Source organism: Burkholderia sp. Bp8998, assembly GCF_003854235.1.
Classification (GTDB): Bacteria; Pseudomonadota; Gammaproteobacteria; order Burkholderiales; family Burkholderiaceae; genus Burkholderia.
In genome coordinates this window covers 22024-45588 of record NZ_QTQF01000026.1, presented here as the reverse complement: position 1 = coordinate 45588, position 23565 = coordinate 22024, and the positions used below count along the sequence as shown (strand labels likewise).

The window sequence follows — 23565 nt, the reverse complement described above, 5'->3', positions numbered from 1 at the left end:
TTGGATTGCCTCGCCGGATATACCCCTCCCCCCTATATGCGGACGGCGATTCGGTATATAGTCCCCCCCGGTATATGAAGAGGCCATCATGAGTCACACCATCAAGGAAAAGCAGAAGCTGCTGAACCGCGTCCGCCGGATCAAGGGACAGGTCGAAGCGATCGAACGCGCGCTGGAAGACGAGCGCGGTTGCAACGAAATCCTGCGTCTCATCACGAGCGGCCGCGGCGCGATGAACGGCCTGCTCGCGGTCGTGCTCGAGGATCACATCCGCAGCCATCTGGTCGACGCCGAAGGTCACGATGACGAAGGCAGCGCGACCGAGCAACTGATCGAAGTCGTTCACAGCTACTTCAAGTAATCGGGGGGCGGAATGAACAATTTCATCGATGACGCCTTCGGCGCCGGGCATGACCATATCTTTCTCGGTGCCGCGCACGAGCAGAACGAACGCAGGACCTGGACGGTCATCGCGCTGTGCGCGGCGATGATGGTGGCCGAGATTGTCGGCGGGTCGCTGTTCGGCTCGCTGGCACTGATCGCGGACGGCCTGCACATGTCGACGCACGCGGGCGCGATGCTGATCGCGGCGTTTGCCTATACCTATGCACGCAAGCATGCGAGCGATCCGCGCTTCGTATTCGGCACGGGCAAGCTCGGCGATCTGGCGGGTTTCACGAGCGCGATCGTGCTCGCGATGATTGCACTGCTGATCGGGTACGAGGCGGTCGCGCGCCTGCTCGCCCCGGTCCCGATCCATTTCAGCGAGGCGATTCCGATCGCGGTCGCGGGCTTGCTCGTCAACATCGCGAGCGCCTGGCTGCTGAGCGGCGATCACCATGGTCACAGTCACAGCCACGGCCATCATCACGGGCATGGTCATGGCGATCACGACGATCACGCGCACGACCACGACCACGCAGAGGAAGCGCACCAGATCTTCGATCAGCAGGGCGTATTCGTCGTGTCGGTGTTCGAGGATGGCGTGCCGCCGGTGTTTCGCGTGGCGCCTGCGACGCACGAGACGAAGCACGTCGATGCGAGCGCCGTGTCGGTGACGACGATTCGTCCGGACGGCACCCGTCAGGTATTCGCGATGCAAAATCGCGGCGGCTACCTGGAGTCGACCGACGCCATTCCCGAGCCGCATGAATTCAAGGCGATCGTCCGGCTGAACGGCCGCGAGCACGAACTGGCGTTCGAGGAACACGACCATGGCGTGTCCGCGGCGGCGGTGCGCGATCACAACATCCGCTCCGCGTACATCCACGTGATCGCCGATGCGGCCGTCTCCGTGCTGACGATCGTCGGGCTGCTGCTCGCGCGTGCGTTCGGCTGGCTCTGGATGGATCCGCTGGCCGGCATCATCGGCGCGCTGGTGATCGCGAACTGGTCGTACGGCCTGATGCGCGATACGGGCGGGATCCTGCTCGACATGAATTCGGACCGTCGTCTGACGGACAACGTACGTGGTGCCATCGAGCGCGTTGGCGACCGCGTCGGCGACCTGCATGTGTGGCGGCTCGGGCCGGGGCACATGAGCGCGGTCGTGTCGGTGGCGACGGACGACCCGAAGCGGGATGCGCGCTTCTATCATGGCGTGCTGCAGCGGTTCAGGAACCTGTCGCACGTCACCGTCGAAGTCGTGTCCGCGACGCGAGAGCAATAAGCATGGCGGTCAAGTCCCCTTGCGTCGACGTGTGTTCGTTCGACGGCAGGACCGGTTATTGCGTGGCCTGCCTGCGAACGCGCGACGAAGCGCGCGGCTGGAAGAAGATGACGGATCACCGGCGTCATCAGATCGTCAACGACCGCGCGCGGCGGCATGCGAAACTGACGCGGGAAACGACCGACTGATCACATCATGAGCGCGCCATCACCGATTGCCGGCAAGCCTGCGATTCCACGGACCGTGTGGGCCCTGGGCCTCGTGAGCCTGTTCATGGACCTGTCGTCCGAGCTGATCCATGCGCTGTTGCCGATCTATCTGGTGTCGACGATGGGAATGAGCGTCGTCGCGCTCGGTGTCCTCGAAGGGGCGGCCGAAGCGACCGCGATGATCGTCAAGGTGTTCTCCGGCGCGATCAGCGACTGGCTCGGGCGCCGCAAGGGGCTGCTGCTGCTCGGCTACGGGCTCGCGGCGTTGACCAAGCCGTTGTTCCCGCTGGCGTCCACGCCGGCCGTGGTCGTGGCGGCCCGTCTGCTCGATCGCGTTGGTAAAGGCATTCGCGGCGCGCCGCGCGACGCGCTGGTGGCCGACATCGCACCGCCCGAAATCCGCGGCGCGTGCTTCGGCTTGCGTCAGTCGATGGATACCGTGGGCGCGTTTCTCGGCCCGATGCTTGCGATTGGCCTGATGCTCTGGTTCGAGGACCGCATCCGGGCCGTGCTGTGGTTTGCCGTGGTGCCGGCCTTCGTCGCGATCGCCTTGATCGTCTTCGGCGTACGGGAGCCCGGGCAGTCGCAACCGGACCGGCGCTTTCGCTCGCCGCTGCGCTGGAATGCCCTGCGCGAATTTCCCGGCAGCTACTGGCTCGTCGTCGCGGCGGGCGCGACGTTTACGCTCGCGCGCTTCAGCGAGGCGTTCCTGGTGCTGCGTGCGCAGCAGACGGGGCTCGATGCTGCATGGATCCCGGCGGTCATGGTCGCGATGAGCGTTGCCTATGCGCTGTCCGCTTGGCCGGTCGGCATCCTGTCGGACCGGCTCGATCGCCGCGTGCTGCTCGCGGCCGGCATGGTGCTGCTGATCGCGGCCGACCTGCTGCTCGGCATCGGCACGTCGACGATCTCGATGTTCGCCGGCGTGGCCGTGTGGGGGCTGCACATGGGCTTCACGCAGGGCATCCTCGCCGCGATGGTGTCGGAAACCTCGCCGGCCACGCTGCGCGGGACCGCGTTCGGCGTATTCAACCTCGTGAGCGGCATCTGCATGCTGCTCGCGAGCAGCATCGCCGGCGCGCTGTGGACACGTTTTGGCGCGTCGACCACATTTCTCGCCGGCGCCGCGCTGGTCGTGGCGCCGCTGTGCCTGTGCCGGTTCATGCCGCGGCCGGGCACGTCGCAGGCGTGATGCGTGGCCTGCCGGGTTCGCCGGCGTCCCGCGCAAGGCCGGGCTGATGGGCGGGCACGACGGCGTACGAAGACCGGACCCGCGTCGCGGCCTGTCGGCCCACTTCCCCCCGGGGCCCTCGTCCCCTCGACCCCTCGTCCCCTCGTCCCCTCGTCCCCTCGTCCCCGGCCGACGAGAGCCCGCCCCGCCTCGTTCCCCGTGCCGCGCACCGCGCCTTGCTTTCGGATTTGAAAGATTGTCCGGCGTTTGCGATAGAATGCCCCCCCTGTTCGCCGTGGCCATGCCCACGGACGGGCTCCGGCACTCGAAACGGCGCGCGCCGCGCTCGCGGAATTCCGCCCGCGTTTCGATTCCGGCGATCGACCTGCCGTTGGAAACACACGTTCTGTAATCTGGATTGCTAATGAAGAAGCACAACATCACCAAGTACATCGTCATCGCGATGGTGCTTGGCATTGCCGTGGGCTACGCCTGTCATAGCGCGTTTCCCGACCCGAAAATGGCCAGGGAAGTCGCCGGCTACGTGTCGCTGCTGTCCGACGTGTTCCTGCGCCTGATCAAGATGATCATCGCGCCGCTGGTGTTCGCGACGCTGACGGTCGGCATCGCGCAGATGGGCGACAGCGGGTCGGTCGGCCGCGTCGGCGTGAAGGCGTTCGGCTGGTTCTTCATCGCGTCGTTCACGTCGCTGCTGCTCGGCCTCGTGACCGCGACGATCCTGAAGCCGGGCAGCCACCTGAGCCTGCCGTTGCCGGCCGCCGATGCGGCGCTGAACCTGAAGACGGGCGCATTCACGCTGAAGGATTTCGTCGTCCACCTGGTGCCGAAATCGATCGCCGAGGCGATGGCGAATAACGAGATCCTGCAGATCGTCGTGTTCTCGATCTTCTTCGGCACCGCGCTGTCCGCGCTCGGCGATGCCGGCAAGCGCCTGACCGGCGTGATCGACGATCTCGCGCAAGTCATGCTGAAGGTGACGGGCGCGGTGATGTGGTTCGCGCCGGTCGCGGTGTTTGCCGCGCTGGCGTCGACGATCACGACGGAAGGGCTCGGCATCCTGCTCACGTTCGCGAAGTTCATGGCGAGCTTCTATCTGGCGCTGGCGCTGCTGTGGGGCGTGCTGACGCTCGCCGGCGTGGCGTTCCTCGGCAAGCGCGCGTTCACGCTGATCCGCCTGATCCGCGAGCCGTTCCTGCTGTCGTTCGCGACGGCGAGCTCGGAGGCCGCGTATCCGAAGCTGCTCGACGCGCTCGACCGGTTCGGCGTGAACCGCAAGATCTCGAGCTTCGTGCTGCCGATCGGGTATTCGTTCAACCTCGACGGCTCGATGATGTACTGCACGTTCGCGGTGCTGTTCATCTCGCAGGTGTACGGGATCGACCTGCCGCTCGGCACGCAGATCACGATGCTGCTGATGCTGATGGTCACGTCGAAGGGGATGGCGGGCGTGCCGCGCGCATCGCTCGTCGTGATCGCGGCGACGCTCAGCCAGTTCCATCTGCCGGAAGCCGGGCTGCTGCTGATCATGGGCGTCGACATGTTCCTCGACATGGGGCGCTCGGCCACCAACGCCGTCGGCAACTCGATCGCGGCCGCCGTGGTCGCGAAGTGGGAAGGGCAGCTCGGCGATTCGCGCGACGACGCGGATTCGGACGGCGGCGGCGAGGTCACGCAGGTGGACGTGCGGGAGACTGCGACGTCCGCGTAATTTCCCTGTTGCAGCGATGTTCGCCGGCCTGGATTCGACATGGATTCAGGCCGGCGCGATACCCGCCAGCCGTCATTCCCTTACCCGCATCCGGCGATTTTCCCGATTCGCCGAAAAATCCTCCGTTATTGCAATACGTCGCATATTGCAATACGCCGCATTCGAACAAGTGGATATTCCCGAAGGCGCCGGCCTGATTTTCCCGATATCAAGCGCAAACGCGTAAGTGATCACTCACGCTCGCGCAGTCGCGCGCGCCGCCTGCGACAGGGGTTGGCAATTTTTTTCGATTTATATAACGCTATTCTCGACGCTGCCGATTATCGCGTGCACGCCCGATGTAATACCGACCGTGCCGGATGATTCAGCGGAAGTATTTACGTATTGCCGATTTCCAATCATCCGGCCGTCCCGTCGCGCGAACGATTCCACCATTCAGGAGAGCATCAGCCATGGTTGCCAGAAAACCGATTCAGGCCGTGCTGCTCGCCGCCGCGATCGCCGCGATTGCACCGGCCGGATACGCGGGTAATACCACCGACTGGATCGCGAACACGTATGGCACGCTCGCCGCCCATGTCGGCAACGTCGCGCGTTCGATGTGGGTCGCCCCCGAAGGCGTGATCTACACGGCGTCGATGTGGGACGAGGATGAAGGCGGCGTCGCGATCTACCAGAACGGCAAGAGCGCCGGGTCGATCGGCACGCATTCCGAATTCCAGGGCAGCGCGATCGCGGGCAACGCGACGTCGCTGTTCGTCGCGCTGCAGCCCGGCAACGGCTACGGCAGCGGCGCGGTCGGGCGCTACAACCGCGCGACGCGGTTCCGCGACAAGCTCATTCAGGTCACCGCGGCGACCAACCAGCCGCGCATCGACGTCGTCACCGGGCTCGCGACGGCCGGCTCGCTGCTCTATGCGAGCGATTTCTACGGCAATCGCGTGCGGGTGTTCACGACCGACGGCGTGTGGCAGCGGGACATCGGCGTGTCCGCGCCGGGCGCGCTCGCGGTCGACGGTGCGGGGAATATCTGGGTTGCGCAGAAGAGCGCGGGCTCGATCGTCGAATTCAGCCCGGCCGGCGCGCTGCTGAACACGATCCGGCTGGCCGCCGGGTCGCAGCCGTCGGCGCTCTGTTTCGATGCGGCGGCGGGGCAACTGCTGGTCGGCGACGAAGGCCCCGACATGAACATCAAGCGCTATACCGTGTCGGGCCGGCCCGCGCTGGCCGGCACGTTCGGCGTGCGCGGCGGCTATCTCGACACGACGACGGGCATCAGGGGGCAGGTCGGCGCGAAGCGCTTCACCCGCATCGCCGGGATCGGCAAGGACACGGCCGGCAACCTGTACGTGCTCAACAATCCGTGGGGCGGCAGCTGGGATCTCGGCCGCAACGGCGCAACCGACATTCACGCGTACAGCAGCGCCGGCGGCCTGCGCTGGACGCTGCAGTCGCTCAACTTCGAAGGCATCGCCGCGCCGGATCCGGTCACCGACGGCTCACTGTTCTACAGCGGCACGCATGTATACAGCGGCACCGCGGGCGGCACCTTCGTCGCGAACACCGTCGACCCGTTCACGTATCCGTCGGACCCGCGCATCAACATGAACGACACCCAGCGCGACGAGCACTTCGGGCTGCTGACGTCGGTCGGCGCGAACCGGATCCTCGTCGCGGCGGGACAGAATCCGCCGGTCTACTACTTCTTCCACTTCAACGCGGCCAATGGCTATGTCGCGATTCCGGACGGATCGATCCCCGGGCCCGCGTTCAGCACGACCCGGCGCGTGTCGGCCGGCTTCAGCCTCGACGGCAAGGGCGGCGTGTGGGCCGGCCTCGACAAGACCGGCGCCATTTATCACTATCCGCTGGCCGGCTTCGATGCGAGCGGCAAGCCGTCGTGGGGGCCGGGCGTGCCGACGCCGGTGCCGGCCAGCATCCAGCCGCTGACGCGCATCGTCTATCTCGCCGACAGCGACACGATGGTGCTCGCGCAGGGCGTGGTCGGGAGCACCGACTGGACGTCGATCGGCACGCGCATCGAGGTGTATCACGGCTGGAGCGCGGGCAACACGACGAAGCCGAACCCGGTGATCACGCTGCCCCACAGCGGCGCGAAGTCGATCGACGCGGCCGGCAATCACCTGTTCGTCGGCTACTGGTTCAGCAGCAGCGGGCCGCTGTGGCCGAACATCGACGCATTCAACCTCGACACCGGCAATCTCGACACGACGCTCGTCAATGCGAGCCCCGCGACCGTGGATACCAGCAGCGCGATCGACGCGATGTACAGCGTGCGCGCGTATCGCCGCGCGAACGGTGAATACGTGGTGACGAAGAACAACGTGAAGGGGAACAGCATCACCGTTTATCGGTGGACGCCTTGAGGGCGGGCGTCGAATGCAAGGATGACGCGACGATGGCTGTCATCGAAATGCCTTTGCTGTAACGATGTGTAATAGGCCGGCCCGCAACGGAGCCGGTCATCCGCTTGACACTGGGCGGCGATGTAATGCCGGCACGTCGGCGATTGCCGGCGCAACCCCATCGATCGATTGGCACAGGCCCTCGCCGCCGCGCGACACGGGCAGACAAGGCCACGATCATGCCGGACACGTCAGACGGTCATCGCCCCCATCAGTACAGAGGATTCCTATGAAAAATGGTCAGGTCAAGCGCGCGCTCCGACTCGGAGCCGTCATGTCGGCCGTGCTGCTTGCGTCGCACGCGCACGCGGACAGTTTCAACGCCGCCGACGCCGCCCGCGTGCCGAGCGGTCAGTTCGTCACGCCGCTCGCCGTGCGCGGCGCGGTCCAGCAGTTCCTGAATCCCGGGCTGCCGGCCTATCCGCATTTCGTTGCGGGGGAAGCCGTGCGCTCGCAATTGAGCCCGGACGGCAAGACGCTGGCGATCATCACCGCCGGGCAGAACTCGCTGTACAAGCCGGACGGTTCGGTCGACACCGCGGCCTCGACTCAATTCATCTTCCTGTACGACGTCGCGGGCGCGAACAAGACCCGCCCGGTGCTCAAGCAGGTGCTCCAGCAGACCAACGCGTTCGTCGGCCTGGCGTTCTCGCATGACGGCGGCAAGCTCTATGCGACGGGCGGCAGCGACGATGCGGTCTATGTCTATGCTCAGCAGGGCGGTGCGTGGGCGCTGTCGAACACGATCGCACTCGGCCACGCCGGCAAGGGCGTCGGCATCCGCGTGCAGCCGAACGCAGCCGGGCTCGCGCTGTCGGCCGACGGCAAGACGCTCGTCGTCGCGAACAACTACAACGATTCGATCAGCGTGATCGATACCGCGACCAACAACGTGCGCTACGAGCATGACCTGCGTCCGTTCTTCTCCGGCAACGAAGGCCGCAGCGGCGACGCCGGCGGCACGTTCCCGTTCGCGGTCGTGATGAAGGGCAACGGCATCGCGTACGTGTCGTCGGATCGCGATCGCGAGATCGTCGCGGTCGACGTGTCGTCGCCGTCTCGCGGCCGCCTCGTCAAGCGCATCAAGCTGGACGGCAACGCGCTCGGCATGACGCTCGACGCGTCGCAATCGCGGCTGTTCGTCGCGCAGGACAACGCCGACCAGGTTGCGGTGATCGACACGAACACCAACGCGGTCGTGACCCGGATCGACGCACGCGCGCCGGCCGGCGTGCTGGCGCACGGCCAGGCGCACACGGGCGCGGCGACGTACGCGGTCACGCTGTCGCGCGATGGCCGGACGCTGTATGCGACCAACGCCGGCGCGAACGAAATCGCCGTCATTCCGCTCGTCGGCGAGCGCGCGTATCGCGTCACCGGCCTGATTCCGACCGCCTTCGAGCCGCACGACGTGACCTTCAGCGCCGACGGTACGTGGATGTATGTGGTGAACGGCAAGAGCACGACCGGCCCGAACCCGGACCACCTGTTCGGCGCGACCCCCGCGCAGGCCGCCGCGTCGCACGCATCGAACGAATACCAGTTCCAGCTCGAGCGCGCGTCGCTCGTGAGCGCGCCGGTGCCGGCGGCCAACGAGCTGCCGACGCTGACGCAGCAGGCCGCGCGCAACAACTTCTATCGTCCGGAAGACAACGACCGGGATAACGAAGTGATGGGCTTCCTGCGCCGCCACATCAAGCACGTGATCTACGTCGTCAAGGAAAACCGCACGTTCGACCAGGTGCTCGGCGACATCGGCAACGGCGCCAATGGCGATCCGCGGCTGGCCCAGTTCGGCCGGAACATCACGCCGAACTTCCATCGCCTGGCGAGCCAGTTCGTGACGCTGGACAACTTCATGAACCCGGGCGACGGCAGCATGGACGGCTGGTCGTGGGCGCTTCAGGGGCGCGTCACCAACACGGAGACGATCACCCAGCAGATCAACTACGCGGCGGTCAATCGCGGCCTGTCGTACGAGAGCGAGGGCACGAACCGCAGCGTGCCGGTCAACTGGGAAACGGTGCAGCAGCGCGACGCGGCGGCCGGCCCGGCCGGCACCACGAACTACAGCAACGCGGCCGCCAGTCTGCCGGGGGGCGCGGCGAACCTGCTGCCCGGCACCGGCAACCATGCGTCGTCCGATGCGCCGTTCGGCCGCCAGCGCGGCTATATCTTCGACGCGGTGCTGGCCGGCGGCGGAACGGTCCGCAACTATGGTTTCCTCGTGAACAACATCGGCAGCACCGGCACGGCCGCGAACCCGATCGTCGATCCGCACGCGGCCGGCGTCGTCCAGGCCGCCGCGCTCGACCCGCGGCTCGCATCGATGACCGACGTGTACTTCCGCGGGTTCGACCAGACGTATCCGGACCAATGGCGCCTCAACGAGTGGAAGCGCGAGTTCGACCAGTACGTCGCGAGCGGCAACCTGCCGACGCTGTCGCTGGTGCGCCTGTCGCACGATCACATGGGGGCCTTCGGCACGGCGTTCGCCGGCGTGAACACGCCGGAAACGCAGCAGGCGGACAACGATCTGGCGGTCGGCCGGCTGGTCGAGGCCGTCGCGAAGAGCCCGTATGCGAACGACACGCTGATCGTCGTGACCGAGGACGACGTGCAGGACGGCCCCGATCACGTGGATTCGCACCGCGGGCCCGCGTACATCGTCGGGCCGTACGTGAAGCAGGGCGCGGTGATCCGGACGCGCTACAGCCAGGTCAACGCGCTGCGCACGATCGAGGACGTGCTCGGCACGCAGCACATGAACCTGAATACCGCCTACCAGCGGCCGATGTCCGACGTGTTCGACGTGCACGGCCCGGCGTCGTGGACCTACACGGCCGTCGCGTCGACGGCGCTGAAGGGCACCGGGCTGCGGCTGGCCGAGGGGGCGGGCGAGAACCTGCTGCACTACGCGGCCGGGCCGGATGTCACGCCGAAGCATGACGCCGCGTACTGGGCGCAGGTGACGGCGAAGTTCGACTTCGACGATGCCGACGAGGTGCCGGCGGATCAGTTCAACCGCGTGTTGTGGAAAGGGATGATGGGCACGCAGCCGTATCCGAAGGTCCGGGGCGTGACGCAGAAGGTGGCGAGCCGCGACGACGACTGATCGTTCGTTTGGTCGACGTGGAAGCAGGCTCTCCCGGCGGGAGGGCCTGTGTTTTTTTGCAAGGTGTGCGGGCAGGGGCTGTATGGGCGGCATCCGGCGCGCCACGCGGGCGGTTGGCCGGGTTGCGCTACGTCACGCGTGCCATAGCAGGTTCGCGCTGCTGTCCGTTTCGGACAGCAGCCGGAACCCGAGCCGCTCGTAGAGGCGCCGCGCCGGATTGCCGTGCAGCACGCTGAGCGATACGGATACTTGCTCGCGTGCGGCTTCGGCCAGCAGTTCGCGCAGCACGGCTTCGCCGATGCCTTGTCCTTGCCGCGACGGGTGGATCTGGATTTGATGAACGTGCCATTCGCCGGCGGCGCGCGTCACTTTCAGCAAGCCGATCGGGCCGGCGTCGGCGTTTGCACCTTCGCAGACGATCATCGCATCGTCGAAATGCGCCGCGATGCGCCGGTGGTGCGCTTCGTCGTCGGTGGGGGCGCCGACGCGTCGCAGATGCTCGGTCATCGTGAGTTGGCGCAGCGTCAGCAGGAACGGCAGGTCGGACGGGGACGCGGGACGCAGGCGGATCGCCGGTTTCATGATCGATGTGGAGGCGCTCGCGGGCGAGCTTCGACGCCGATGATTCCAGCATTCGCGACGCAGGTCAAAGGCCCGGCAACGGAATCTGCCGCCCGGCCGGGCGATGCTCGAGGACGTCCGTGACTTCGTATTCGGTTTTCGCTCCGTCCGAGGTTTGCCACTGCTGCATACGGACATTGCAGACGAGCACGTCACCCTTGGTGAAACTGATCTGGCTGTTGTTCACGCGCGACAGGAAGCCGGCATCCGTGATCGCCGCGTGAATCGTCGACGCGCCGTCGTACAGCCGCCACTTGTTGTCGTCCTTGAACACGAGCGACACGATCGAGAACGCCATCTTTCGACGTTCGTCGAGAATGAGCGCGTCGGCCTGCCCGGGCGCGTGAAACCAGGCGATCTCGTTGCGGGTGACCGTCTCGAACACTGCGGTGTCGGTGCCGGTGGCGAACATCACGATGCCTTCGCGCGCGAGCGGCGCAAGCACTTGCTCGGTTGCCTGTCGAACGCCGACGTCGCGCAGCAGGGTGAGGACGGACAGGTCGATCTCGAGTTGCTCGCCGTCCACGTGCAGCAACGCGGTGTGGTCTTGCATCTGCACCTGCTGGATCTCGCGCCCGCGCAGCCACTTGAGGACGGCGAAAAGACCCTTCCGCGCCCTGGGCGCGGCGATGCCGAGCGCGGTCAGGATGGTGACCGCGTTGGCAAGTGCCGTGCCCTCGCCGCCGCTCAGGATGTCGCGCATGCGGCCGAGAAGTGAGGTCGCGAGCGTGAAGTCGATGCCGAATCTGCCGGTCTTGAAGCTGCCGCGCACATTCACCTGCGGGCGAACCTGGTCGCCGCACAGGGCCCGTGTCGATGCCTCCAGCAAATTCCCGATCGCAAGCAACGCGGGCGCGAGTTCGCGCACGTCCATTTCGGAAGATTCGAGCGCGGGACCGTCGTAAGTGACGCGAAATCGGCTCATGTCGTCGAGACGGCCGAAATCGGCCGGGCTGGTGCGGTTTTCATTGCGTGCGCTCATGCGAAATGTCGACTGGAAAGGTAGACGATACCGGAAATGATTTCTTTCGGATACCTTGCATGTTAAGCGCGATCGACTGGCTGCGCGCGATTCTGGCCATCCGGCCAGGGGCGGCTGCGTCACGTGTGCCGATGATGTCCTGCAAGCGTCGAATTGCTTGGGACTTGTACGGTATGCGAGGAAGACGGCCGGTCGAGATTCTGTTCGATCAAGTCGACGACCAGCGCGCTCCGGCCTTCCATTTCGATGCGGGCGCGTGGACGTACCCATTCGTCACCCCTGTCTGCCGTCGATTCGTGACGCCCAGCATAAAGGCGACCCCAAGGGCCGGGTCAAGCGTGGTCACGCAATCCGGTACACGCGCATCGCGTTGTCGTGCCAGATCGCCTCACGCGCCGCGTCTTCGAGATCCGCCATCGCACCGGCGAACGTGCGCAGCAATGCGCGATACGACACCCGCAACCCCGCCACCGGAAAATTGCTCGCGAACAGGCAGCGCCGCCACCCGAATATCGCGATCGTGTCTCGGATGATCCGCGCGTTGTCCACCTCGTTCCACCTTGCATCGGGCAAGCCGAGTTCGGAGATCTTCACGGTCACGCGCGGGGAAGCGGCCAGCGCTTCCATGCCGCTGCGCCAGCGCGCGAGCCCCGCTTCCGAGCGGTCCCACGGCAGCCCCGCATGTTCGAGCACCACGTCGACACCGGGCGCATCGGCCAGCAGCGCGGCCGAGTCGCCGAGATGCCAGAACGGCACGCGCAGATCCCAGCTCAGGCCATGCGCGGCCAGGCGTTCCAGCGCGGCCGGCCAGCGCGGATCGCGCAGCGTGCCGGGCCCGTCGACGGCCGCGTCCGGCGATGCCGCGGTGCGCGGCTTGAACCGCACGCCGCGCACGCGCGGCCACGCGGCCTGTTCGGCGAGCCGCTCGTCCGCGTCGCCGGCCAGCAGGTCGACCCATGCGACGACCGCCGACGGCAGCCCGTGCGCGGCCGCGACTGCATGCAGCCAGCGCGTTTCCGCGAGTGTTTCGTCGCGTGCCCGTTCGGCCTCGACGTGCACGCTCGCGACGATCGGCGCACCTTGCGCCGCGTGCCGGTAGTCGCCCACGCTGAAATCGCGGCACAGCGCCGCGTAGTCGCCGAACATGAAGCGCGCCGGATCGTACCGGTCCTGCAGCCACGGGTAGTGCGCGCCCGCGCCGAGCTGCCACAGGTGGTGATGCGCGTCGACGAGCGCCGACGGCATCGCATCCGGCGACGACGCGTCGTCGCGCCGCTCAGCGCGTGCCTGCGAGCACATACGACGCATCCGGTTCGCGCAGCGTCGGCATTGCGCCGACGAACCGCCACGCATCGAGATCGAGCTCGCGCACGTAGTCGTCCTGGAACGACACGTACGCGACGCGCCGCGACGGATGGAACGACAGCGCGGTCGGGTTCGCGGGCAGCGCGACGCGTTCGATTTCCTCCAGCTGCCGCGCATCGAACACCGAGATCGACTGCTCGCCTGAATTGGTCAGCAGCAGCAGGTCGCGGCCGTCCGGCGCGCTGGCGCGGTAGATGCGGTTCGGATCGCTGCGCGTCTTCACGCGGCGGCCGCAGGTCATCGTGCCGGTGTCGATCTCGACGAGCGTGTCGTCGCCGCGATTCGCGACGAACAGCGTGCGCTCGTCGCTCGACAGCGCATTGCCTTCGGGACGCGGGCCCGGCATCACCGCGCGCGGCGCGACGGTCGCGTCGCGCGGATGGAACTGCGTGACCGTGTTCGACAGCAGGTGCACGCCGTACGCGCGGCTCGCATCGCGCGTGAGCGTCACGAGGTGCGTCTTCACGCCGCCGGATGGCACGGCCATGTTCGGCACGACCTGCCGGGTCGGTTCATCGAACACGAGCAGCATGTCGTGCGCCTCGCTCATCGCGTACAGCCGGCCGTCGCGATCGGCCGCCATCCCGTGCGGCCGGTAGTACGGCCACAGGTCGAGCATCCGCGTGTGCGTGCGCTCGACGAGGTCGATCTCGGCGATCCGGTGATCGCCTTCATGGCCGCGCGACCATGCGGTCTCGATCCCGAAGATGCCGACGTACGCGAAGCGGTTGTTCACGTCGACGGTGAACTCGTGCGGGAAGTTCGGCAGCACGATGTGCTTGAGCGCGGTTTTCGTTTCGAGGTCGTAGAAGCTGAAGGTGTGGGCGCATTTCTGCACCAGCAACAGGATGTCGTTCATTGTGCGTCTCCGTTGATTCGTTCGCGTGTCCGCGTCCCCGCGTCAGTGTCGGTGCGCGCCAGGTCAGTCTTCGCAGCGCTTCGGCAGCGTCAGTGCGAGCAGGCCGGCCACCGCGAGCGTGACGGCGAGGCTGTACACGCCGGCCGCCGCGCTCACGTGCTGGGTCAGCACGCCCACCGCATACGGGCCGCAGAAGCCGCCGAGGTTGCCGAGCGCATTGATCAGGCCGCGCGCGCTGCCGGCCGTTTCGACGCTGCACAGCTTCGGCGGGATCGCCCAGAACACGCCGGCCGCCGCCTGCAGGAAGAAGCCGCAGCCGATCAGGAACGCGAACGACACCATCATCGACGCATGCGTGAGCACCGACAGCGCGAGGCACGCGGCAAAGCCGGCGAGCGGCAGCAGCACGAACAGGCGGCGCTTGCCGGTCCGGTCGGACAGATACGACGTGGCGAACATCCCGATCACCATCGCGACATACGGCAGCATCGCGAGCAGGCCGACTTTCCCCATCCCGCCGTGCGTGAGGTTCTTCAGCAGCGTCGGCAACCACATCGTATAGCCGTAGATGCCGACCTGATAGCAGAAGTTGATCGCGATCAGCAGCCAGATCGTCGGGTTGCGCAGCATCGCGCCGAACGACGCGGCGGCCGGCGTGCCGGCGGCCTGCTTGCGCGCCTGTTCCTCGCGCAGCGCGTCGAGGATGTACGCCTTCTCGCGCGGCGACACCCAGCGCGCGGTTTCCGGGCTGTCGTCGGCGAACATCAGCCACGCGAACAGGCACAGCAGCGACAGCGCGCCGGCGCTGTAGAACAGGTGACGCCAGTCGTACGCGGCGAGGATGAAGCCGGACAGCGGCGCGGTGATCATGCCGGCGAGCGGCACGAACATGATGACCATCGCGTTCGCGCGGCCGCGCTCGCGGTCGGGAAACCAGTGGCTGACCATCGTCAGCACGACCGGCAGCATCCCGCCTTCGGCTACGCCGAGCAGGAAGCGCAGCGTCAGCAGTTGCCACGTATGGGTGACGAGCCCGGTCAGCACCGACAGCACGGCCCAGCTCACGAGCGACCAGGCGATGAAGGTCTTGCCGCTGCCGAGCGCCGCGCGCCGGCCGCCGGGGATCTGCAGGAACAGGTAGCCGAAGAAGAAGATGCCGCCGGCGAGGCCGGCCATCGTTGCGTCCATGCCGAGATCGGCATTCATCCCGCCGGGCATCGCGAACGCGATGTTCACGCGGTCCATGTACGAAACGATGCAGGCGAGCAGCAGCGGGGGAATCACGCGCAGCCAGCGGCGGCGCGGAATGGCTTCGCCGGCTTCATAGGCCGGCGTGGCCGGGTTCAGCAGAGTCATGGTGTCTCCGATCCATGTGATGAGCAGCGGCGGCCTTCTGTCGGACCGCCGTCACGCCGATGTGCAACGCACACGCGTTGCGGATGCAAAACGATGCCTAGCGTCCCCAGCGCAGCACGAGCGGGTCGAGCCGCCGTGCCGCGTCGAGCAGGCCCGCGCGCACTGGCGGATGCAGTTCGGGCCACGGCGCGCGCGGCCGGTCGCACGCGATCACGCCGCCTTCCTTCATCAGCGCCTTCGCGGTCAGGAAGCCCGACTGACGGTTCTCGTAGTTGATCAGCGGCAGCCAGCGCGCGTACTGCTCGCACGCTTCGTCGCGGCGTCCGGCGAAATACGCGTCGGTGATCCGGCGGATGCCGTCCGGATAGCCGCCGCCCGTCATCGCGCCGGTCGCGCCGGCATCGAGGTCGGCGAGCAGCGTGATGCCTTCCTCGCCGTCCCACGGCCCTTCGATCGCGTCGCCGCCGAGCGCGATCAGCTCGCGCAGCTTCGACGCGGCGCCGGGCGTCTCGATCTTGAAGTACGACACGGCGTCGATCTCGCGCGCGAGCGTCGCGAGCAACGACGCCGGCAGCGCGACGCCGCTCGCGGGCGCGTCCTGGATCATCAGCGGAATGTCGAGGCCGTCGGCGACGTCGCGGAAGAACGCGCGCACCTGCGCTTCGGGCACGCGGAACGTCGCGCCGTGATACGGCGGCATCACCATCACCATCGCGGCGCCGAGTGCCTGCGCCTGGCGGTTGCGTTCCGCGCAAATCCGCGCGCTGAAGTGCGACGTCGTGACGATCACCGGCACGCGACCGGCGACGTGCTCGAGCGTGGTGCGCGTGATGAGGTCGCGTTCGTCGTCGCCGAGCGCGAACTGCTCCGAGTAGTTCGCGTGGATGCAGATGCCGTGCGAACCCGCATCGATCATGAAGTCGAGGCAGCGGCGCTGACCATCGAGATCGAGCGCGCCGTGCGCGTCGAAGATCGTCGGCGCGACCGGAAAGACGCCCTGGTAGCGTGCGTTCATGGCGCGCCTCACTCGACGATGTCGAACTGGTCGAGGAACTCGGTCTTCAGCGTGAGACCGAGGCCCGGCACGTCGTCGCGAAGTTGCAGGAAGCCGTTCTCGGCGACCGGCTCGCCGTCGAAGATGTAATAGAACAGCTCGTTGCCGACTTCCACGTCGAACATCGGGAAGTACTCGCTCATCGGCGACGCGAGCGTGCTCATCGTCAGGTGATAGTTGTGCATCTGGCCCGCATGCGGAATCACCGGCACGCTGTACGCCTCGCACAGCGCGTTGATCTTGTGCGCCATCGTGATCCCGCCGACGCGGTTCGTGTCGTACTGCACGACCGACACGGCCTTGCGGTCCAGCAGCTGCTTGAAGCCGTACAGCGAGAACTCGTGCTCGCCGCCGGAGATCGGGATGCGCGTGAGCTGGTTCAGCTCCGCGTAGCCGTCGATGTCGTCGGCGATCACCGGCTCCTCGAGCCAGCGCGGCTGGTATTTCTCGAGCTTCGGCAGGATGCGCTTCGCGTACTCGAGGTTCCAGCCCATGTAGCACTCGAGCATCAGGTCGTTGTCGTAGCCGATCACCTCGCGGATCGCCGCGACCGACTTCAGGTTCTCGGTCACGCCCTGCTGCCCGTGCGCGGGCCCGTAGCCGAAGCGCATCTTGAACGCGCGGAAGCCTTCCTTCAGGTAGCGCTGCGCCTCGTCCTGCATCTCCTTCAGGTCGGTGCGGTAGAGCTTCGAGTAGTAGCAGGGGATCTTTTCCTTGGTGCGGCCGCCGAGCAGCTTGAACACGGGCTTGCCGACGCTCTTGCCGAGGATGTCCCAGATCGCGATGTCGACCGCCGAGATCGCCGCCATGCCGATGCCCTTGCGGCCCCACGCGTGGGTCGCGCGGTACATCCGCTGGTTCAGGTATTCGTAGTCCCACGGATCCTGGCCGATCACGAGCGGCGCGAGGTACTGGTCGATGATGACCTTCGCGACGTGCGGCGCGAGCGCGACGTTGCCGAGGCCGACGATACCGTCGTCGGTCTCGACTTCGACGACCGTCCACGCATGGAAGCGGAACGTGCTCATGGTTTCCTGCGGCGCGTACAGCAGGTCCATCGCGTTCGAACAGAAGTTGCCCTGCGGCGGGACGGTCTTGCCTTTCCACTGGAATACGCGGGCGCGCACGGAGCGGATCTTCATGTTGGTGTCTCCTGTAATCGATGTTGTCGTGTGGGGATGGCGCGCGAACGTCACGCCGAAACCGTCGGGGTGCGGCGCGCGGCGCCCATCCGGCACGCGATCTGCAGCGCCTGCCAGGTCGCGCCGACGTCGGCCGTGCCGCGGCCCGCGATGTCGTATGCGGTGCCGTGCGCGGGCGTCGTGATCGGCACGGGCAGCCCGCCCTGCACGGTCACGCCGCGCGAGAAGCCGAGCAGCTTGATCGCGATCTGCCCCTGGTCGTGATACATCGTGACGATCGCCTGGTAGTCGCCGGCCTGCGCCTTCAGGAAGATCGTGTCGGCGGGGAACGGGCCGTGGAACGGCGCGTCGGTCGGCCAGTCGCGCGACTGCAGCTTGCGCACGGCCGGCTCGATGATGTCGACTTCCTCGCGGCCGCAGCTGCCGCCGTCGCCGCCGTGCGGGTTGAACGCGGCGATCGCGACCTTCGGCGCCGCGACGCCGTTCGCGAGCAGCGACCGGTAGATCAGTTCGGAGGCCTGTTCGATCCGCTCGACGCTCAGTTGGGCCGCCGCGTCCTTCAGCGGGATATGCGACGAGATCCGCGCGGTCCACAGCTCGCCGAGCGTGTTGAATTCGCAGAAGTAGCCGGTCACGCCGAGCGCGGCGGCAAAGTGGTGCAGCTCGTCGTCGTGCTTGAGCCCGCCGAGCTTCATCGCGTACTTGTTCAGCGGTGCGAAGCAGATCGCGTCGATCTCGCCGGCGAGCGCGGCGTCGAGGCACCGGTCCAGCACGGTCAGCGTCGAGCGGCCGCCGGCCGCGCCCGCCTGGCCGACGGTGACCTGCGCGGAAGCGATCGTGTCGAGCGCGACGAACGCGGCACGCGCGGTGGACGATCGGCCGCGCACGGCGGCGAGCGACGCGACGGGCTCGACGTCGACCGTCACGCCAGCCACGCGCTGGCCGGCTTCCCACAGCCAGCGGTCGCCGATCAGCACGAGGTTCGCGCGGGACGTCGCGTCGGGCCGCGCGAGCAGTTTCGTGATCAGTTCAGCGCCGATGCCGGCGGGGTCGCCGAGCGTCAGCGCGACGACGGGCAGGGAGGTGGCGGTCGTCATGCGGCGTCTCCGTGGCGGGCGGCGGGCGGTTGCGTGTTCAAGCTGTGTCTCCGGTGGCGGCGCGTGGCCGTTGGTCTATGGGGTTCATGCTAGGTAGACGGAATGAGTCGGTAAATTGAAAACTCTTGATGAATCGATAACCTGGAGTAATCGGAATGGGCTCGATCGATCGACGAGACTCGACTCCCCAATTGCTGAACCGGCTGCGGATGCGGCAGATCGCGCTGCTGCTCGCGGTGGACGAGTGTTCGACGCTGCGCGCGGCGGCCGGGCAGCTCGGCCTCACGCAGCCGGCCGCGACGAAGATGCTGGCCGAACTGGAAAGCGCGCTCGGCCAGCGGCTGTTCGACCGCGTCGGCCGCGGGCTGGTGCTGAACCCGGCCGGCGAGCGCGTGCTTGGGTACTTTCGCGGGATCCGCGGCAGCGTGGAGGCGCTCAATCGCGAGCTCGGCGAGCTGCAGCTCGGCAGTGCGGGCCGGCTCGCGATCGGCAGCATCATGGCGGCGTCGCCGGGGCGGCTCACCGAGGCGCTGGTGCAGTTGAAGGCGCGCTATCCGCTGCTGGCGATCGACATCGCGGTCGATACCAGCGACCGGCTGATGCCGCAGTTGCGCGAAGGCGTGCTCGAGGTGGTGATCGGCCGCAACGTCGGCACCGAGTGCGACTTCCGCGTGGTGGACGACGAGGCGCTCGCGATCATCGCCGGTCGCGACCATCCGCTCGCGGGCGCCGGGCTGGTCGAATTCGATGCGCTGCTCGACTACACGTGGATCCTGCAGCCGGCCGGCAGCCCGGCACGCGAGGTGGTCGAGCGCGAGTTCCGCGCGCGTCACCAGCCAATGCCGCGCGGGCTCGTCGAAACGGGCTCGATCCTGACGACGATGAACCTCGTCGACCGTTCGCACATGCTCGGCGTGATTCCGCTGACGGTCGCGCGGCGCAACGCGGCGCACGGGCTCGTCGCGATCCTCGATTACGCGCTCGACCAGAAGCTGCCGTCGTACGGGAGCCTGGTGCGGCGCGACCGACCGCTGAGCATTCCGGCGCAGCAGTTTCTCGCGCTGTTCCACCGGGAAGGGGTGGGCGATGACGGCGGCGCGTAACGACGCGGTTTGCCAGCCGAGGCGGCCGAGCCAGCCGCGCCAGCCGAGGCGACCGAACCAGCCGAATCAGCCGAGCTGGCCGACCCAGCCAGGTACGCCGAACAAGCCGCATCGGCCGAACCAGCCGCGCCAGCCGAGGCGGCCGAGCCAACCGAGCCACCACCATCGCGGATCGCAGTGAAGCGTGACTGCGACGCTGGCGAGACGAGGGAGGCAGGCGAACCGGCCCGAACCGCTTCAGCGCACCGATGGCGCGGCCGGCGCTTCGGCGAGCGACGGCGTCGGTTCCGACAATGCGCGATCCGGCCGAATCCGCAACGCGGCGACGATGCCGATCAGCAGCATCGCGACCGACCCGACGAACGGCACCGTCCAGCTGCCGGTGTGATCGACGAGATAGCCGAACAGGATCGGCGACAGGATTCCCGAGATCGCGGAACCTGCATTCATCATCCCGCTCGCGATGCCCGCATGTTTGGGTGTGATGTCGCTCGGCACGGCCCAGATCGGCCCGATCGTCAGTTCGAGGCACAGGAACGCCCCGGACAGGCATAGTGCGATGCCGGCGGTCGAATGCACGAACGCGAGCGGCAGCATGCAGGCGAGCGCGCCGGTGAAGCTCGCGACGATCACGCTCTGGCGCGACAGCGCGAGGTTGCCGGTCTTGCGATAGATGCGGTCGCACAGCCAGCCGCCGAGCGTGTCGCCGACGACGCCCGCGAAGAACACGCCGGACGCGAACAGCGCGGTCGACTTCAGGTCGAGGCCCTTGCCGTTCAGGAAGAACGTCGGCAGCCACGTGAAGAACAGCCAGGCGGTCCAGCCGTAGCAGAAGTACACGAAGATCGTCGGCGCCATGCGGCGGAACAGCGGCCCCCACGGCGTCGGGCCGGACGCCGTTGCCGGCCGGGCGGCGGCAGCGGTGGCGGTGCGCGTACGGCCATCGCCGTCGTCGCTGCCGAGCGGATATTCGCGGAAGCCGATAACCCACCACACGAGCCACACCAGCGTCACCGCGCCGATCACGAAGAACGCCGCGCGCCACGACAGCCACGTCATCAGCGCGGCGACGATCGGCGGCGTGACCGCGTTGCCGAGCCGCGAGAACGAATGCGTGAAGCCCTGCACGACGCCGCGCCGTTCGCGCGAGAACCAGTGCGTGATCGCGCGGGCCTGGGCGGGCAGCGTCGCGCCTTCGCCGATCCCGAGCAGCAGGCGGGCGGCGAACAGCAGCGCGAGGCTGTGCACGAGGCCCGTCATGAACGTCGACGCGACCCAGATCAGCCCACATCCGATCAGCGTGATGCGGGCGCCGAAGCGGTCGGCGATCCAGCCGCCGAAGATCTGGCAGATCGCGTACGAATACGCAAACGCGGAGAACGCGATGCCGAGTTCGGTGTTCGACAGCCCCAGTTCGGCCTTGATCGCGCCGGCCGCGGTCGCGAGGTTCACGCGGTCGACGTAGAGGATGAACGAAAGCGCGCACAACAGCCACAGCGTGTGGCGCCGTTGACGGTGATCGGTAGGCATGTGTCTCACTCCATTCTCGTGCGCGGCGTTGCAATGACGCCGCGTTCACTGGCCAGGCCAGCATCGCGCGCCGGAGGAGGCATCGTCTACTGAATCTTTTGGATCAGTTGATAACCGGAGGTGTTCGATTTCGTCGCGTTCAGGCCTTGGGGCGGGTGCGGCGGAGGGGGCACGAGGGGCGCGGCGTGAGGCCGGATGGCAGCGCGCGGGTGTTCTACCGATCAGGCCGGATCAGTCGCCTGCGCCCGGATGCGGGTCCGACGGCGCGGCCGACTGCGCGGGAAAGCGCCGTTCATCGGGCGTCGGCTCGAGATTGTCGGGCCAGGTCACCTCGAACCGCGTGCCGCCGCCGGCAGCGGGCGTGCAGACGGCTTCACCGCGATGCGCATGCGCGATCGCCGCGACGACCGCGAGGCCGAGGCCGCTGCCGCCGGGCTGCGACGCGTCGACGCGCCGGAACGCCTTGAACACGTGCGGCGCGAAGTCGGCCGGCATGCCGGGGCCATTGTCCTCGATGCGCAGCCGGCACATCCCGCCGTCGATGCGCGTCGCGATCCGGATCGCGCCGGGCACCGCATGGCGGCGCGCATTCTCCAGCAGCGCGAGCAGCGCCTGACGGATCCGCACCGGGTCGCAGCGCATCGGCCGCGTGTCGAGATCGAGCACCGGATGCTGGCCGGCCGCCTGCAGCGCATGCGCGAACACGTCGACGACCGCGCGGATGTCCGCCGCGAGGTCGGCTTCGCGAATCTCGATGCTCAGGTGGCCGCTGTCGGCGAGACTGACCACGCGCAGATCCTCGATCAGCCGCGTCAATCCTTCCACTTGCGTGAGCAGGCTGCGGAACTGCGCTTCGCTCGGCGTGAACACGCCTTCGGCGAGCCCCTGCAGGCGGCCGCGCAGCACCGTGACCGGCGTGCGCAGCTCGTGCGCGATCGCGGCGTTCCAGAACGTCTGCTCGTCGGTCACGCGTTGCAGCTCGCTCGCGAGCGCGTTGAAATTGTCGGCGAGCCGCGCCGCTTCGTGCAGCGAACGATCGCCGGCGACGGCACGCGCGCCGAGATCGCCGCGCGCGACGCGGCGGATGCTGTCGGTCACCGAGTTCAGCGGCACGAGGATGCGGCGCGACAGGTTGATCCCGACGACGATCGACAGCACCAGCCCGACCGCCGTGGTGGCGATCAGCCACACCCACTCCGGCCCGGTCGGGTACCAGGTCGTCTGGTTGAACGACGCGGGCTGGTACAGGTACAGCAGATAGTAGAAGCCGTAAGCCGTCACGACGACCAGCAGCGTAACCGCGAACGCCATCGCGCCCATCGTCAGCGCGATCTGCCGGCTCAGTCCTTCGAGCTTCATTCGCCGCTCCACAATTTGTAGCCGACGCCGCGCACGCTGACGGGCACGCCGCTCACGCCGAGATCGTCTAGCTTCTTGCGCAGCTTGCTGACGTGGCTGTCCACCGTGCGTTCGAGCGTGTCGCCTTCGGGCAGGCAGGTGGCCATCAGCTCGGCGCGGCTGAACACGCGCCGCGGCGTGCGCGCGAGCTGCGCGAGCAGCTTGAATTCGGTGAGCGTCAGCACGAGCGTGTGCCGCGTGCCATCGACCTGGAGCGTTGCTTCGTGATGCTCGAGATCGATCTCGAACGGTGCCGCGCGCAGCACGCGCTGTTCTTCCTGGCGCGCGCCGGCCATCGAGCGGCGCAGCACGGCCTGCGCGCGCGCGACGACTTCGGCGGGATTGAACGGCTTGACCACGTAGTCGTCGGCACCGATGCGCAGGCCGGTCAGCTTGTCGATGTCCTGGTCGAGCGCGGTCAGCATGATGACCGGCGTGTCGCCGCGATGGCGAATCTCGGCGAGGACTTTCCAGCCGTCGACGTGCGGCATCTGCACGTCGAGCAGCACGAGGTCGGGCTTCAGCGACAGGTGCAGTTCGAGCGCACGGCGGCCGTCGGCCGCATGCACGGTGCGCAGGCCGCTGCGCGCGAAATACGCGGTGAGGATCTCGGCGATCTCGGGTTCGTCCTCGGCGATCAGGACGAGTGCCTGGCCGGCGCCGGACGATGAGGAAATATCGGGCATGGCCGCTTGTTCAGGTCCGTCGGGGTTCCATCGAATCGCCATACTACCGGAAG

The 23565-nt window shown here is 67.4% G+C and carries 19 protein-coding genes; 8 read left to right on the top strand and 11 right to left on the bottom strand.

Going from position 1 to position 23565, the window contains the following annotated elements; genetic code table 11:
* The first annotated feature begins 88 nt into the window (after positions 1 to 88).
* The 7 genes from DIE06_RS24170 (at position 89) to DIE06_RS24140 (ending at position 10319) form a co-directional block, all read left to right on the top strand.
* Positions 89 to 361: a metal/formaldehyde-sensitive transcriptional repressor gene (locus tag DIE06_RS24170; protein ID WP_124612821.1), complete on the top strand. Its 273-nt coding sequence runs from the start codon at positions 89 to 91 to the stop codon at positions 359 to 361.
* 12 nt (positions 362 to 373) lie between these two features.
* On the top strand, positions 374 to 1669 hold the full coding sequence (gene dmeF, locus DIE06_RS24165; RefSeq protein WP_124663534.1) for a CDF family Co(II)/Ni(II) efflux transporter DmeF: 1296 nt from the start codon (positions 374 to 376) through the stop codon (positions 1667 to 1669).
* 2 nt (positions 1670 to 1671) lie between these two features.
* Positions 1672 to 1857 (top strand): DUF1289 domain-containing protein, encoded by a 186-nt coding sequence (locus DIE06_RS24160; RefSeq protein WP_059508013.1) that lies wholly within the window; start codon positions 1672 to 1674, stop codon positions 1855 to 1857.
* A gap of 7 nt (positions 1858 to 1864) precedes the next feature.
* A complete protein-coding gene (locus DIE06_RS24155; RefSeq protein ID WP_124663533.1) occupies positions 1865 to 3070 on the top strand; it encodes an MFS transporter in 1206 nt (401 codons plus the stop codon).
* A 403-nt stretch (positions 3071 to 3473) separates the two neighbouring features.
* Positions 3474 to 4778 carry a dicarboxylate/amino acid:cation symporter gene (locus DIE06_RS24150; protein ID WP_124663532.1) on the top strand — a complete coding sequence of 435 codons (1305 nt, stop codon included), beginning with the start codon at positions 3474 to 3476 and terminating at the stop codon, positions 4776 to 4778.
* 452 nt (positions 4779 to 5230) lie between these two features.
* A complete protein-coding gene (locus DIE06_RS24145) occupies positions 5231 to 7165 on the top strand; it encodes an SMP-30/gluconolactonase/LRE family protein (protein ID WP_124663531.1) in 1935 nt (644 codons plus the stop codon).
* Between the two features lie 268 nt (positions 7166 to 7433).
* Positions 7434 to 10319 (top strand): bifunctional YncE family protein/alkaline phosphatase family protein, encoded by a 2886-nt coding sequence (locus DIE06_RS24140; protein WP_124663530.1) that lies wholly within the window; start codon positions 7434 to 7436, stop codon positions 10317 to 10319.
* 132 nt (positions 10320 to 10451) lie between these two features.
* On the opposite strand, the gene DIE06_RS24135 is transcribed toward DIE06_RS24140, so the two are convergent.
* The 8 genes from DIE06_RS24135 to DIE06_RS24100 all read right to left on the bottom strand — a co-directional run bounded on the left by DIE06_RS24135 (position 10452) and on the right by DIE06_RS24100 (position 18795).
* Positions 10452 to 10901: a GNAT family N-acetyltransferase gene (locus DIE06_RS24135; RefSeq protein ID WP_124663529.1), complete on the bottom strand. Its 450-nt coding sequence runs from the start codon at positions 10899 to 10901 to the stop codon at positions 10452 to 10454.
* A gap of 64 nt (positions 10902 to 10965) precedes the next feature.
* Positions 10966 to 11922 carry a hypothetical protein gene (locus DIE06_RS24130; RefSeq protein ID WP_124663600.1) on the bottom strand — a complete coding sequence of 319 codons (957 nt, stop codon included), beginning with the start codon at positions 11920 to 11922 and terminating at the stop codon, positions 10966 to 10968.
* Positions 11923 to 12264: 342 nt separating this feature from the next.
* Positions 12265 to 13221 carry an amidohydrolase gene (locus DIE06_RS24125; protein ID WP_124663528.1) on the bottom strand — a complete coding sequence of 319 codons (957 nt, stop codon included), beginning with the start codon at positions 13219 to 13221 and terminating at the stop codon, positions 12265 to 12267.
* Positions 13199 to 14146, bottom strand: coding sequence for a YncE family protein (locus DIE06_RS24120; RefSeq protein WP_124663527.1), 948 nt, complete (start codon positions 14144 to 14146; stop codon positions 13199 to 13201). Before DIE06_RS24120 ends, DIE06_RS24125 begins: the two co-directional genes overlap by 23 nt.
* A 63-nt stretch (positions 14147 to 14209) precedes the next feature.
* Positions 14210 to 15502 carry an MFS transporter gene (locus DIE06_RS24115; RefSeq protein ID WP_124663526.1) on the bottom strand — a complete coding sequence of 431 codons (1293 nt, stop codon included), beginning with the start codon at positions 15500 to 15502 and terminating at the stop codon, positions 14210 to 14212.
* A gap of 97 nt (positions 15503 to 15599) precedes the next feature.
* On the bottom strand, positions 15600 to 16517 hold the full coding sequence (locus DIE06_RS24110; protein ID WP_124663525.1) for a dihydrodipicolinate synthase family protein: 918 nt from the start codon (positions 16515 to 16517) through the stop codon (positions 15600 to 15602).
* Positions 16518 to 16525: 8 nt separating this feature from the next.
* Positions 16526 to 17698 (bottom strand): L-rhamnonate dehydratase, encoded by a 1173-nt coding sequence (locus tag DIE06_RS24105; RefSeq protein ID WP_124663524.1) that lies wholly within the window; start codon positions 17696 to 17698, stop codon positions 16526 to 16528.
* 50 nt (positions 17699 to 17748) lie between these two features.
* Complete coding sequence (locus DIE06_RS24100) at positions 17749 to 18795, bottom strand: 4-hydroxythreonine-4-phosphate dehydrogenase PdxA (protein ID WP_124663523.1); 1047 nt, start codon at positions 18793 to 18795, stop codon at positions 17749 to 17751.
* A 155-nt stretch (positions 18796 to 18950) separates the two neighbouring features.
* Here DIE06_RS24100 and DIE06_RS24095 point away from each other — a divergent pair, with 155 nt between their 5' ends.
* Positions 18951 to 19898, top strand: coding sequence for a LysR family transcriptional regulator (locus tag DIE06_RS24095; RefSeq protein ID WP_124663522.1), 948 nt, complete (start codon positions 18951 to 18953; stop codon positions 19896 to 19898).
* A gap of 237 nt (positions 19899 to 20135) precedes the next feature.
* On the opposite strand, the gene DIE06_RS24085 is transcribed toward DIE06_RS24095, so the two are convergent.
* The 3 genes from DIE06_RS24085 to DIE06_RS24075 all read right to left on the bottom strand — a co-directional run bounded on the left by DIE06_RS24085 (position 20136) and on the right by DIE06_RS24075 (position 23512).
* Positions 20136 to 21428, bottom strand: coding sequence for an MFS transporter (locus tag DIE06_RS24085; protein WP_124663520.1), 1293 nt, complete (start codon positions 21426 to 21428; stop codon positions 20136 to 20138).
* A 231-nt stretch (positions 21429 to 21659) separates the two neighbouring features.
* The gene (locus tag DIE06_RS24080) at positions 21660 to 22787 is read right to left on the bottom strand and encodes an ATP-binding protein (protein ID WP_124663519.1); all 1128 of its coding nucleotides are present in this window, start codon (positions 22785 to 22787) and stop codon (positions 21660 to 21662) included.
* Complete coding sequence (locus tag DIE06_RS24075; protein ID WP_124663518.1) at positions 22784 to 23512, bottom strand: response regulator; 729 nt, start codon at positions 23510 to 23512, stop codon at positions 22784 to 22786. The genes DIE06_RS24080 and DIE06_RS24075 overlap by 4 nt, the downstream gene beginning before the upstream one ends.
* Positions 23513 to 23565: the final 53 nt, after the last annotated feature.